11 protein-coding genes and 1 tRNA gene are annotated in these 13170 nt (G+C 34.7%); 6 read left to right on the top strand and 6 right to left on the bottom strand.

The window, feature by feature from the left end; all coding sequences use genetic code 11:
- Nucleotides 1-11 precede the first annotated feature (11 nt).
- Nucleotides 12-1295 (bottom strand): ornithine--oxo-acid transaminase, encoded by a 1284-nt coding sequence (rocD, locus tag C8C87_RS09515; RefSeq protein ID WP_121342438.1) that lies wholly within the window; start codon nucleotides 1293-1295, stop codon nucleotides 12-14.
- A gap of 230 nt (nucleotides 1296-1525) precedes the next feature.
- Here rocD and C8C87_RS09520 point away from each other — a divergent pair, with 230 nt between their 5' ends.
- The 5 genes from C8C87_RS09520 to C8C87_RS09540 all read left to right on the top strand — a co-directional run bounded on the left by C8C87_RS09520 (nucleotide 1526) and on the right by C8C87_RS09540 (nucleotide 7212).
- Entirely contained in the window at nucleotides 1526-1978 is a 453-nt protein-coding gene (locus C8C87_RS09520; RefSeq protein WP_121342439.1) for an Lrp/AsnC family transcriptional regulator, read from the top strand.
- 16 nt (nucleotides 1979-1994) lie between these two features.
- Nucleotides 1995-4196, top strand: coding sequence for a penicillin acylase family protein (locus C8C87_RS09525; RefSeq protein ID WP_233550025.1), 2202 nt, complete (start codon nucleotides 1995-1997; stop codon nucleotides 4194-4196).
- Nucleotides 4197-4308: 112 nt separating this feature from the next.
- Entirely contained in the window at nucleotides 4309-5079 is a 771-nt protein-coding gene (locus C8C87_RS09530; RefSeq protein WP_121342441.1) for a dienelactone hydrolase family protein, read from the top strand.
- A 100-nt stretch (nucleotides 5080-5179) separates the two neighbouring features.
- Nucleotides 5180-6193 carry a DUF3667 domain-containing protein gene (locus tag C8C87_RS09535; RefSeq protein ID WP_099714923.1) on the top strand — a complete coding sequence of 338 codons (1014 nt, stop codon included), beginning with the start codon at nucleotides 5180-5182 and terminating at the stop codon, nucleotides 6191-6193.
- 5 nt (nucleotides 6194-6198) lie between these two features.
- The gene (locus tag C8C87_RS09540) at nucleotides 6199-7212 is read left to right on the top strand and encodes a M28 family metallopeptidase (RefSeq protein WP_099714921.1); all 1014 of its coding nucleotides are present in this window, start codon (nucleotides 6199-6201) and stop codon (nucleotides 7210-7212) included.
- A 186-nt stretch (nucleotides 7213-7398) separates the two neighbouring features.
- Here the strand turns inward: C8C87_RS09540 and C8C87_RS09545 are convergent, their stop codons facing one another.
- The 5 genes from C8C87_RS09545 to C8C87_RS09565 all read right to left on the bottom strand — a co-directional run bounded on the left by C8C87_RS09545 (nucleotide 7399) and on the right by C8C87_RS09565 (nucleotide 11467).
- Complete coding sequence (locus C8C87_RS09545) at nucleotides 7399-8595, bottom strand: PAS domain-containing sensor histidine kinase (protein WP_099714919.1); 1197 nt, start codon at nucleotides 8593-8595, stop codon at nucleotides 7399-7401.
- Nucleotides 8596-8906: 311 nt separating this feature from the next.
- A tRNA-His gene (locus C8C87_RS09550) sits at nucleotides 8907-8980 on the bottom strand.
- Nucleotides 8981-9055: 75 nt separating this feature from the next.
- A complete protein-coding gene (bshB1, locus tag C8C87_RS09555) occupies nucleotides 9056-9772 on the bottom strand; it encodes a bacillithiol biosynthesis deacetylase BshB1 (protein WP_099714917.1) in 717 nt (238 codons plus the stop codon).
- A 51-nt stretch (nucleotides 9773-9823) separates the two neighbouring features.
- A complete protein-coding gene (locus C8C87_RS09560; RefSeq protein WP_121342442.1) occupies nucleotides 9824-10903 on the bottom strand; it encodes an isochorismate synthase in 1080 nt (359 codons plus the stop codon).
- A 129-nt stretch (nucleotides 10904-11032) separates the two neighbouring features.
- Nucleotides 11033-11467 carry a PaaI family thioesterase gene (locus C8C87_RS09565; protein WP_099714913.1) on the bottom strand — a complete coding sequence of 145 codons (435 nt, stop codon included), beginning with the start codon at nucleotides 11465-11467 and terminating at the stop codon, nucleotides 11033-11035.
- A 137-nt stretch (nucleotides 11468-11604) separates the two neighbouring features.
- Here C8C87_RS09565 and C8C87_RS09570 point away from each other — a divergent pair, with 137 nt between their 5' ends.
- Nucleotides 11605-13131, top strand: a complete 1527-nt coding sequence (locus C8C87_RS09570) for a hypothetical protein (RefSeq protein ID WP_121342443.1) — start codon at nucleotides 11605-11607, stop codon at nucleotides 13129-13131.
- The last annotated feature ends 39 nt before the right edge of the window (nucleotides 13132-13170 follow it).

The following is a 13170-nucleotide window of genomic DNA, read 5'->3' on the forward strand; positions in this document are numbered from 1 at the left end:
TATCGCTTAAATTATCTGAAATCGTTTAAAGCTCTTTCGATAATACCCAAACACTCATAAATTTGAGATTCAGTAATTACTAATGGCGGTGCTAAACGAATTTTATTACCATGTGTTGGTTTTGCCAATAATCCGTATTCACTGAATTTCATACAAATATTCCAAGCCAAATCAGATTCTTCATCACAATTGATAACAATGGCATTCAATAATCCTTTTCCTCTAACCAATGTAATTAATGAATTTCTGGAAGCAATCTCATTAAGTCCTGTTCTTAAAACTTCGCCTAAGTAAGCCGCATTTTGTGCCAAATTTTCCTCTTTTACCACTTCAAGTGCCGCAATAGCAACAGCAGCTGCAATCGGATTTCCTCCAAAAGTAGAGCCGTGTTGTCCCGGTTTAATGACATTCATAATGTGATCATTGGCTAAAACTGCAGAAACAGGATACACACCACCAGAAATTGCTTTCCCTAAAATAAGAATATCAGGTTTCACTTCTGGTTTACCTTCACAACCTTTTTTACACTCACAATTTCCGCAAGTTGCCAATAATCTTCCCGTACGTGCAATTCCTGTTTGCACTTCATCAGCAATAAATAAAACATTGTGTGCTTCACAAAGCGCTTTAGTTCTTGCCAAATATCCTTCGGTAGGAACATACACTCCTGCTTCACCTTGAATAGGTTCCACTAAAAATCCTGCTATATTTGGTGTTGATTTTAATACGTTTTCCAAAGCTTCGACATCATCGTATGGAATTTTTATAAATCCGGCCGTGAATGGTCCAAAGCTTTTACGAGCAGTTTCATCATTCGAAAATGAAATAATTGTTGTTGTTCTTCCGTGAAAATTGTTTTCACAAACGATGATTTGCGCTTGATTTTCAGGAATTCCTTTTACTTCATACGCCCATTTTCTACATAATTTCAAAGCAGTTTCCACTGCTTCTGCACCAGTATTCATGGGCAATACTTTATCAAAACCAAAATACTTGGTTATATATTCTTCATACGGTCCTAATTGATCATTATGGAAAGCACGTGAAGTCAATGTCAGTGTTTGTGCTTGTTTTATCATTGCACCAACAATTTTTGGATGGCAATGTCCTTGATTTACGGCAGAATATGCCGATAAAAAATCATAATATTTTTTTCCGTCTACATCCCAAACATAAACACCTTCGCCTTTTTCTAAAACTACAGGTAAAGGATGGTAATTGTGAGCTCCGTATTGATTCTCTTTTGCTATCAACGCTTCAGATTTTGAAGAAAGGTTTTGTTCTGTATGTGTCATGATGTTTCTATTTTAATATAATAAAGTACAAAATTACTATTTTTTTTTAATTTACCAATAAAAATAAATATTTTGACTTTTATAAAGATACTATTTGAAAATATTTTCTTAATTTAGATTAAAAATAAGTCATTTTTAAATTTACAATTCAATTTACAGATGCATTTCGAAATAAATAAAAATAAGTACTTTTATACAAATACAAAAGCATCATTTATAATCAAACCAACATGGATATATTAGACGAATTCGACATCAATATTATCAAAGAATTAGAAAAAGACGGAAGAATGGCGTATTCAGCCATAGCTACAAATCTAAAAATATCAAATACCATGGTGCATCAACGCATCAACAGATTAATGGAACAAGGAATAATTACAGGGATAAAGCCTCTAATTAATGAAAAAAAAGTGGGTTACGATTGGGGCTCTTTTACTGGAATTACCTTAAATAAAGATCAAGATTCTGACAGGATTATTGAAGAACTGAAAAACATTCCAGAAATAACGGAATGCTATTACATCACCGGATCTTTTACTCTTTACATAAAAATTATTGCCAGAGATCACGAACACATGCGCAAAGTTCTATATGAAAAAATAGATAACATTCCCGGTATTGCCAAAACCGATTCTATAATCGAATTGGGTTGCGCATTTAAACGAAATGTAAGTCTCTAACATAATATTCAATAAAATGAAATATTTCAAGAATCATTTGCCGCTTACAATTCTAGTTTTTTGTTTCAGTTTCTCCATGTTTTCACAAAAGATATCAAACCAAGAAATAGCAAGACTAAAAAAACTCTCACAACAAGTGACCATTATCCGAGACAATTGGGGAATTGCTCATGTATATGGCAAAACCGATGCTGATGCCGTTTTTGGAATGTTGTACGCGCAATGTGAAGACGATTTCAAACGGGTAGAAATGAATTACATTGAAAAACTGGGACGCCTTTCCGAAATCAAAGGGCAATCGGTTTTATACAATGATTTAGAAATTAAACTTTTAATTGACACCGAAGAAGCAAAAGCCGATTATAAAAAAGCAGCACCTTGGTTGAAAAAATTATTAAACAGTTATGCGGACGGAATCAACTTTTACCTATACAATCACCCCGAAGTAAAACCCGCTTTATTGAATCATTTTGAACCTTGGTTTCCATTACTTTGGACAGACGGAAGTATCGGGGCAATCAGTACCGCTGATCTTTCAACCGGAGAATTGAAAGCTTTTTATTCCGGAAACACGGATAAAGTGGCCTACATAGAACGTGAAAAAGACGTACAAACTGGTTCCAACGGATTTGCAATTGCTCCTTCAAAAACAGCATCGGGAAGTGCAATTTTATACATTAATCCACATACCTCTTTTTATTTTCGACCAGAAATACAAATGAGCAGTGAAGAAGGATTGAATGCCTACGGAGCAGTAACATGGGGACAATTTTTTATATACCAAGGATTTAATGAAAACTGCGGTTGGATGCATACCTCATCAAATGTGGATGTAGCCGATATGTATGCCGAGAAAATCGTAACCAAAAACAACAAACTATTTTACGAATACGATAACAAATTAGTTCCGGTTATCGAAAAAAAAATAACTATCAAGTATCTTGAAAACGGGAAACTGGTCCCTAAAACATTCAACACCTATTACACCAATCACGGTCCAATAATGGCCAAAAGAGAGGGGAAATGGATTAGCTTAAAATCGAATAATCGCTCGATGAAAAGTCTGGAACAAAGCTGGGTGAGAACAAAATCAAAAAGTTTTGAAGAGTATAAAACGGCAATGAATTTGAAAGCTAATACCTCAAACAATACTGTTTATGCGGATAAAGAGGGGAATATTGCCTACTGGCATGGGAATTTTATTCCTATTCGAGACAAAAAACTGAATTGGTCAAAAGTGATGGACGGTACAACACCGGCAACGCAATGGAAAGGATTACACGAAGTTTCAGAAACAGTTCATTCCTATAATCCCATAAACGGCTGGTTGCAAAACTGTAATTCTACACCCTATACCGTGGCTGGTGACAATAGTCCAAAAGAGGAAAACTATTTGCCTTACATGGCGCCAGATGGAGAAAGTTTCAGAGGATTGAATGCGGTTCGATTATTAAGTAAAGGCAATACCTATACATTAGACAAAGTAATTGCCGACGGTTATGACACGAAACTGACCGCTTTTGAATTTTTAATTCCATCTTTAATTTCCAGTTTCGAAAAAAACATCAGTGCCAATAATCCGCTTTACACAGAACTGTCAGAACCAATAACAATATTGAAAAATTGGGATTATTATGCCAAAGAGAATTCTGTCGCAACAACCTTAGCTGTGGAATGGGCTTATAGATTAAACCCAATTATTCAAAAAGTATATACTAATGAAGGCGAAATGGACCAAGTGGAAAACACGCGTAATTTTGTAAAAAATGCAACACCAGACCAAGTGCTTCCTCAACTACAAACAGTTATAAACGAATTGAAAATGAAATTTGGAACCTGGCAAATTACTTGGGGAGAAATCAATCGTTTCCAGAGAACTTCAGGCGAGATTTCTATGAATTATAATGATGCCCTGGAAAGTCTACCTATTGGATACGGACCCGCGCTTTGGGGAAGTTTACCCGCTTTCAAAAGCAATTATCAAAAAGATACCAAGAAGCGTTATGGAACTAACGGTAATAGTTTTGTATGCGCAGTAGAATTTGGAACAAAAATAAAAGCAAAATCTTTACTGGCAGGCGGAAACAGTGGAGATCCAAAATCGAAACATTTTTATGATCAGGCTGAAATGTACCGAAAAGGACAATTTAAAGATGTATTATTTTATAAAGATGATGTTCAAAAAAATGCCGAAAAAACGTATCATCCCGGCGAATAGTTTTTTAACTCCTCATCATAAAGATTAAATATACAGTTATAAATTAAAAAAATCAAAGCCCTAATTTTTGGACTAATTAATTGAGACATTTGTAAAAATAAAAACACCCAATATGAAAAATATCTTCTTTGCTTTATTAGGATTTCTATTGCTTTCCAATGGTGCATTTGCACAATTGAAAGCAGTAAAGTACACGGATGGAAATCAAAAATTAAATGGTTTGTCAATTGCACCTAAAAAAGGAAGCAAAACTAAACCTGGAATCTTAATCCTTCCTGCTTGGAAAGGAATTGATACGCATTCAAAACAATCTGCAGAAAAATTGTCAAACATGGGCTATTATGCTTTTGTAGCTGATATTTATGGTGAAGGAAACTACCCAACAAACACGCAAGAAGCCGGAAAACAAGCTGGTATTTACAAAAATAATGTAGCTGATTATCAAAGACGCATTCAACTTGCTTTAGACCAATTAGTGAAGGCAGGTGCAAATCCAGATAATATTGTAGTCATAGGCTACTGTTTTGGAGGGACTGGCGTACTTGAAGCTGCAAGAGCAGGAATGAAAATCCAAGGAGCAGTTTCTTTCCATGGTGGCTTAGGACGAGATGCTGCACGAGTAAATAATCCAATTGCTGCAAAAATTTTAGTGCTTCACGGTGCTGATGACCCTTATGTTCCAGCTGCAGAAGTAACTGCTTTTCAACAAGAAATGAGAGATACAAAAGCGGATTGGGAAATGATTTATTACGCTAATTCAGTACATGCTTTTACAGAACCTGAAGCTGGGAACGATAATTCTAAAGGAGCCGCTTACAACGAAAAAGCTGCTAAACGTTCATGGGAACGTATGAATGCTTTCTTAAAAGAAGTTTTGAAATAATTTTTTAAATATATTTTTTAAAAACAGTATAAGTTCGGTTTTTTTGTTAGTTTTATAGATTAAAATTTAACAAAATTCTAGAATTTATACTGTTTTTTTTATGTCAAAAAGTAAAATCAGAAACGACAAAACGTGTCTTAATTGCAGATATGTGGTTGAAAATAGATTCTGCCCTAATTGTGGGCAAGAAAATACTGATACCCGAAAGACGTTTCATCACCTCTTTGTTCATTTCTTTGAGGATTTAACACATTATGAAAACGCTTTTTGGAGAACCATAAAAAATCTTTTATTCAAGCCTTCTGCACTAACTAAAGAATACCTTTCAGGAAAACGATTGTCTTATTTGGCTCCTGTCAGATTGTATATTTTTATAAGTTTTATTACATTTCTATTGATTGCCATTTTTCCTAGTGAAATCAATTCTTCAGAAAAAACTACCGAAAAGGAAGCTATCTTTACCACCAAAAACAAATCATTTCAAAATACTATATCCAAAAATGATTCCGTTAAAAAAAGTAAAACTGATCCAAAAGACGAGGATGAATTGATCAATTTTGGATATGATTCCGTCGAACAATTAGACTCTATTCAAAAGCATGCTCCTGAGTCAGAAAAATTATCTGATTTCAGTTATTGGATGAATAAAAAAATCCAAATCGTTAAAGAAAATAATACCCAAAGCGAAATTATTGAAAAATTCATAAGTTCCTTTACCCATAATTTGCCCAAAGTTCTGTTTGTATTCATGCCAATTTTTGCTTTTTTTCTGTGGCTTTTCCACAACAAGAAACGCTGGTATTACTTTGATCATGGGATTTTCACCTTACATTACTTTTCCTTTTTGTTATTACTGTTTTTGTTATTGTTTCTGATAAACAAAGGATTGACTCCATTTTCAGAACTAGGTCTTGTAACTTTCATACAGGTAATCACTAATTTCGTAGGAATTGGATGGATGGTTTATTATTTCTTTCCGGCGCACCATCGTTTTTATGGAGAAACCAGATTTATCTCCTTTCTAAAAAGTAGTTTACTATTTTTCATCAACTTTATATTAATCATTATTATATTATCAATTTTTGCTATTTATACATTTATCAATTTACATTAAAAAACATGAAAAAAATCCCTTTATTAGGTCTAATGGTTGTTTTAACCATGAGCTGTACCACTCAAAAAATCAGTATAGCAAATACCGACCCTACAAAATATATGAATACAATTACTGCTGACGAATTAAAAACACATCTTTACATTGTCGCTTCGGATGAAATGGAAGGCCGTGAAACAGGATCTGCAGGACAAAAGAAAGCAGGTGTTTACCTTATCGATCAATACAAGAAAAACGCCGTTCCTTTTCCAACTGCCGCTTCTGACTATTACCAAAAAATCCCGGCAGCTTTCTTAAATGCCAAACGCAATGAAAACTTACCGGATTCCGAAAACATTTGGGCCTATATCGAAGGTTCTGAAAAACCAAATGAAGTTCTTGTAATTTCTGCCCATTACGATCACGTAGGTGCAAAAAATGGAGAGATTTACAACGGTGCTGATGATGATGGTTCAGGAACAGTTGCGCTTCTTGAAATTGCACAAGCATTCCAAATCGCTAAAAAAGAAGGTCACGGTCCAAAACGCTCTATCCTGTTTCTTCACGTTACCGGCGAGGAACACGGTTTGCATGGTTCCAGATACTATTCAGAAAACCCTTTGTTTCCATTAGCAAACACTATTACCGACATCAATATTGACATGATAGGCCGTCGTGATGAAGCACATGCGGGCAGCAACAATTATGTATACGTTATTGGCGCAAACCGCTTATCGACTGATTTAGATAACATTTGCACAATTGCAAACGCTAAATACACTAATTTGGATTTAGATTATAAATACAATGATCCTAAAGATCCAAACCATTTCTATGAGCGTTCTGACCATTACAACTTTGCTAAAAATGGCGTTCCGTCTGTATTCCTTTTCAACGGAGTTCATGCTGATTATCACAAACCAACAGATAGTCCTGACAAAATTGAATACGATGCATTAACAAAAAGAGCCAAATTTGCATTTGTAACCGCTTGGGAACTGGCAAACCGTACCGAAAGACCTATTGTAGATAAAAAATAGATAAAGCATTTGGGCACATCCACGCTTTCGCTAGCGCTACAGCGTGGTCGGGCTATACGTTACAATCTTTATTGTCTCGTTAAAAAACGAGACAATAAAGGATTTCCACTGCTATCCCTTGTGCAAACCCAATAAAAAAAGAGCTTCGAAATAATTCGAAGCTCTTTTTTTTTTATGATTTATAAATTAAACCCTTTCGTCAAATTCTATTTTATCAACGCTATCAATTTTATGCAAAGGTTCCTCAAGAGGCAATGTGAAATAAAAAGAAGAACCAATTCCTTCCACACTTTCAACCCATATTTCCCCGTCATTTTTTTCTAAAAATCCTTTCACCAATAATAATCCTATTCCGGCACCTTTGTTATCTTTCCTTGCTTTAGAAAGCGTACTCATTTGTGGGGTAAAAAGTTTGCTTTGCACGTCTTTTGACATTCCAATTCCAGAATCCTTTATCTGAATTAATACTTTTTCAGCTTCAATTTTTGCCAAAACGATAATTTCTCCTCCAGGTAAAGAATGCTTAATAGCATTAGAAATTATATTTTGAAAAACAGAAAGCAACATTTTCCCATCTGCAAAAACACTGATATTAGGTCCTATTTCATTACGGAGATTTATGGAATTCAAAGCAGCTGCGTCATGCAATGATTCAAAAACTTTTTGTGCATAATCAAAAAGCTCAATTTTTGCTGGAGAGAACACTTCCGATGCATATTTTATTCTGGCCCATTCCACTAAATTATCTAGCATATTTAACTCATCTACTGCCGTTTTATGAAGTAAATCAAGCATTTCTTTTGCCTTTGTGGATTCTAATCGGTCCAGATTTGTTTTCAAATATTCTGCCGTTCCGATAATTCCGGATAACGGACTTCTTAAATCATGAGAAACAATTGCAAGAACATTCTCTTTATGTGTATTAAGGTCTTCCAGTTCTTTTACATATTTCTTTATGGCATCCTCTGATTTCTTTCTCTCAGTCAAATCTCGTAAGATTTTAACATAACCCAACATCTCTCCATCAATTCCAGTAAGTGGAAAAACTAAACCATAAGCATAAAAAATACTTCTGTCTTTACAAATGTGCCATCTGTTATCCGTAGCTCTTCCCTCTACTAATGCAGCTTGAATTTCTGTTTGCGGAATACCATTTTGTATGTCTTCTTCAGTAAAAATTACATCAAAATGCTGTCCAATAATTTCGTCTGGTTCATATCCAAATATTTTGGTTGAACCTGAACTCCAGCTATTAATTACAAATTCATTATCAAGAGTAAAAATTGAATAATCTTGTAAACTATCAATTATTTGGCTATAAAACTCGGCTGTTGGAATGTAATTACTTTTAAGAATTTTAGAATTGATTTTCTCGTTTTCCATTAAATTATGTAAATAATATTTAAAGTTTTGAAAGCTTATTTTCGGTTGATTTAACTATGCAATGCGTCCAAAGATACACAAAAGAAAATACGAAGTATGTAAAACAAATAATATAACCCCTAACAGTAATTTATGTCCGAAAAGTTATATCCTTAATTGGTTTAATCCTAAAATTCCAAAAGACTTCTTCAATTCTTCTCTGATACTATTCCCCATTTACAATTTTCAAGCCAATAAAATAGCGCCTACAATCCCCCGAAACTTTATCCCACAAAAAAAGCCTCGAATTTCTTCGAGGCTTTTGCCTTTTGGGTGGATGACCGGGTTCGAACCGGCGACCCTCGGTACCACAAACCGATGCTCTAACCAGCTGAGCTACAACCACCATTTGCTTAGCGGTGGCAAATATACGACATAAGTTTACTTCTGCAAATATTTTTTTTAAAAAATTACATGAAATTTATATCAAATCTCCTAAGCTATTGACTGCCAAATATCTTTCTACGGTAAAACCTTCCGCATGATCTACTCCTGTGAGCCTTCCTAAATCTCTGGAACGGTAATTCAGGCTTTCCAGAAAGTTTTTACTGGTTATTGGCGACTCTGGTTCATTAGAATTCGCATCGTAAAACTGAGAACCGTACGCCAAAATAGATTCAATTTTTTTATCGGTGAATCCAGTAATGTCGACCACAAAATCCGGTTCTATATTTTTCCACTGTATGTAATGATAGACTAATTTTGGTCGCCAAGCCGTTTGTTTCTCTCCTTCTAATATAGTTTCAATCTTCATTAATCCGGATAAAAAACAAGCGTCAGACACTAGCTTACTTCCTTTTGCATGATCAATATGACGATCATCGATTGCATTACACAAAACAATTTCGGGTTGGTACTTGCGAATCATTTTTATGATCTCTAATTGGTGCTTTTCATCATTAACAAAAAAGCCATCTCTCATTTCTAAATTTTCACGCGCTGAAACACCTAGAATTTTTGCAGCAGCATTCGCTTCTTGATCTCTGATTTCGGCTGAACCACGAGTTCCTAATTCGCCACGGGTCAAATCAATAATTCCAACTGTCTTCCCCAAAGAGATTTCTTTTAAAATGGTTCCTGCACAACCCAATTCCACATCATCAGGATGCGCACCAAAAGCAAGTATATCTAATTTCATTTCATTTATTTTTTTAATATTTAAGCCCTAATGATATTGAAACTACATTCGTTACAATACCTTTTTCATTGTCATTGATTTATTGACGCTTTCCTTCCATTCATGCTCTGGAATACTGTCTTTTGTAATACCACAACCCATATACAAATGCGCTTTTGTCATTGCTGGGTCCGAAGCAATCTTAATTTGCATACATCGTAAGTTTACAAACAAGTCTGTTTTTGATTTTTGAATATCAATTCCTTTTTTATTCAATTCACCCAAAAACCCGGAATAATATTCTCTATTATAACCTTCATTTTCAAAAATAAATGCTTTAGCTTTATCTTTAGGAAGTCCACAAACAGCGGGAGTTGGATGCAAAATAGAAACCACTTCTTTCAAATTTGAATTGGCATCTATTATCCCTTCAATATCAGTTTTAATGTGCAACAAATTACCTGCTTTTAATGTATAGGGACTTGAGATTGTCACTTCAGATGTTACACTTTCTAGATTATTCAAAATGAAATCCGTTACAAATTGCTGTTCCTCTTTCTCTTTTTTCTCCCAAACAATATCTGATGAACCTTGAAAAGTTTGCGTTCCCGCCAAAGCCATCGTGTAAAATTTATTTTTATTGGCTTTCAATAATTGCTCTGGTGTAGCGCCCATCCACAAGCCAATTTTTGGATGAAACCAACAATAGGTAAAAGCTGATGGATACGATTGAAGCAATTTTGTAAAAACAGAAACCAAATCAAAATTAGGCACAGCAACAATTTCCTCTCTCGACAAAACCACTTTATTTAAAAGCCCTTTTTTGATGGCATCAACACCTTTTTGAACTAACGTAATAAAATGTTCTTTGGCTTCTTCATTTTCTGTAAACGCAACATCCGAATGGGAACTTTCTTCAAAAGAAGGCAACTCTGCATCCCATTTTACAGATTGTTCTTTTGGCATCAGTATCATTTGATTACCTTCAAAAGGAGCGAAAACAAATCCCATTTCATTGAAATTTTCAGCAAAATACAAGTGGTCATTCTTTTGAAAATAACCAATTAATCTACTTGTATTAGGCTTTCGATATATAACGAAAGGTAAATGTTGCGTTTCTTGTTGCTTTACTTTTATAAAAAAATCAATCATATTCAATTTATTTAAAATATAAATTTCATTAAAACATCAGGTATTCTTATTTGTTGGATTTTTTCAAAACCATATTCGTCAATTTTTCCAGAAGCTGTCTTATGGCTTTAGCCACAATTGCTTCCCTATTTAATCTCTGCTTTTTCTTTTTGGTAAAACCATATTCGTAAGCTTACAAAGTGAGATTAAATTATTGTTTTCATCAGTAATTCGTATTTCCCAAAGATGTATGCTTCGGCCCTTGTGGACAATCTTGGCGGTTGCCGTTACAATTCCGTCCCGTTTTGCTTTCAAATGATTGGCTGAAATCTCAATTCCGCGCACTTCGCTTAGTTCAGAATTTACATAAAGCATAGAAGCGGCACTGCCCACACTTTCTGCCAAAGCCACAGAAGCACCGCCATGTAACAATCCCATTGGTTGATGTACGGACGGATTCACGGGCATTGTGGCTACTAAAAAATCTTCTCCTGCATCAGTATATTCAATATTCAGAGTTTGCATTAAGGTGTTTTTAGAAATGTGATTGCAATACTGAAGTATTTTTTCTTTGTCGAATGTCATGTTATTAGCTTTTAAAATGTAAAAATAAATAAAAGATAAGTCACAAAACAGTAATTGCAATTGTTATTGTAAATACAAATCTAAAATCGGCTACATTAATATTAGATTTTTCCTATTTTTACAAAAAATCTAACTAAATGCGTCCCATCACATTACTGCTTTTTATTGGAATAGTGCTTTCTGTTTTTTCGTGTCGTTCCGATTTTGAGACCGTAGCAAGTACTGGTGATTTGACATTTTCGAAAGACACCATTTATTTAGATACCGTTTTTACCAACATAGGTTCCAGTACATACCGACTCAAAGTGTACAACAAAAGTAAAAACGACATTACCATTCCAAGCATTAAATTAGGAAAAGGATTGAGCTCAAAATATAGAATGACCGTTGATGGAATGCAGGGAACTGACGGGAAAATTTTCAATAATGTGGATCTTTTAGCCAAAGACAGTTTGTATATTTTCATAGAAACAACCGCTAATATTACTGATGCCAATCCAAATGATTTTTTATACACCGATCAAATTCAGTTTGACAGTGGCGAAAATCTTCAAAATGTGGAACTGGTAACGCTGATTCAAGATGCAGTTTTTCTTTATCCAAAACGTTTTGCTGACGGAACCACAGAAACACTTCCTATTGGAGACGAAAAAATTGATGGATTTTTTCTTGATGAAAACGACCCTGTAAATGGGAATGAATTGCAGTTTACCAATGACAAGCCTTATGTTATTTATGGTTACGCAGCTGTTCCTTCGAATAAGACTGCCACTTTTGAAGCAGGAACCAGAGTTCATTTCCATGCAAATTCCGGGCTTATTGTAGCTAATAATGCCTCGATAAACATCAATGGAACATTATCAACAACGGATAAGCTTGAAAACGAAGTTATTTTTGAAGGCGACCGTTTAGAACCGGATTTTTCAGATGTACCGGGACAATGGGGTACCATTTGGCTTACTGATGGCAGTACAAATAATACATTGAATCACCTAACGATTAAAAATGCAACCATTGGTTTGTTAATTCAAAACAATGATGGTACAACAGTTTCTATCAAAAACACCCAAATCTACAATAGCAGTAACTACGGAATTTTGGCGCAGACCGCAAAAATCAAAGGTGAAAATTTAGTTATCAATAATGGCGGACAAGCCAGTTTAGCGTGTTCTTATGGCGGTAATTATTCGTTTACACATTCCACCTTCAACAATAACTGGAACAGCTCACAACAAGTGGCGGTTTTGGTAAGCAATTATATTTTGGGAGCAGTTCCGGAAGTGAAAGATTTAACCGCAGCCACATTTAACAATTGTATCATTTATGGGTCGTACTCAAACGAAATGAGTTTAAACAAGAAAACGGGGGCTGCTTTTGAATACCAATTCAACAATTGCCTTATCAAATTTGATAACGTATCCAATCAATTTACGACGAATCCCGATTATCAATTTAATACTGACACAGCACATTATAATGCTATAATTTTGAACAAAGACCCTAAATTTTTCAATACATCACAGAACAAATTCAATATTGACGAAACTTCAGCAGCTTTCGCAAAAGGGAATTCCGCGTATTTGATTCCGCTTGATATTTTAGGAAACACGAGAACTTTACCGCCAGATTTGGGTGCGTATCAAAACAAAGTTTTTCCAAAATAAACACCATTGGTTTAACTCCAATTCCAATTTTCATTTCTG

The organism is Flavobacterium sp. 120, from assembly GCF_003633605.1.
GTDB lineage: Bacteria > Bacteroidota > Bacteroidia > Flavobacteriales > Flavobacteriaceae > Flavobacterium > Flavobacterium algoritolerans.

Coding starts and splice junctions, on each gene's coding strand:
- rocD (WP_121342438.1), bottom strand. CDS start 1,295: ATGACACATACAGAACAAAACCTTTCTTCAAAATCTGAAGCGTTGATA.
- C8C87_RS09520 (WP_121342439.1), top strand. CDS start 1,526: ATGGATATATTAGACGAATTCGACATCAATATTATCAAAGAATTAGAA.
- C8C87_RS09525 (WP_233550025.1), top strand. CDS start 1,995: ATGAAATATTTCAAGAATCATTTGCCGCTTACAATTCTAGTTTTTTGT.
- C8C87_RS09530 (WP_121342441.1), top strand. CDS start 4,309: ATGAAAAATATCTTCTTTGCTTTATTAGGATTTCTATTGCTTTCCAAT.
- C8C87_RS09535 (WP_099714923.1), top strand. CDS start 5,180: ATGTCAAAAAGTAAAATCAGAAACGACAAAACGTGTCTTAATTGCAGA.
- C8C87_RS09540 (WP_099714921.1), top strand. CDS start 6,199: ATGAAAAAAATCCCTTTATTAGGTCTAATGGTTGTTTTAACCATGAGC.
- C8C87_RS09545 (WP_099714919.1), bottom strand. CDS start 8,595: ATGGAAAACGAGAAAATCAATTCTAAAATTCTTAAAAGTAATTACATT.
- bshB1 (WP_099714917.1), bottom strand. CDS start 9,772: ATGAAATTAGATATACTTGCTTTTGGTGCGCATCCTGATGATGTGGAA.
- C8C87_RS09560 (WP_121342442.1), bottom strand. CDS start 10,903: ATGATTGATTTTTTTATAAAAGTAAAGCAACAAGAAACGCAACATTTA.
- C8C87_RS09565 (WP_099714913.1), bottom strand. CDS start 11,467: ATGACATTCGACAAAGAAAAAATACTTCAGTATTGCAATCACATTTCT.
- C8C87_RS09570 (WP_121342443.1), top strand. CDS start 11,605: ATGCGTCCCATCACATTACTGCTTTTTATTGGAATAGTGCTTTCTGTT.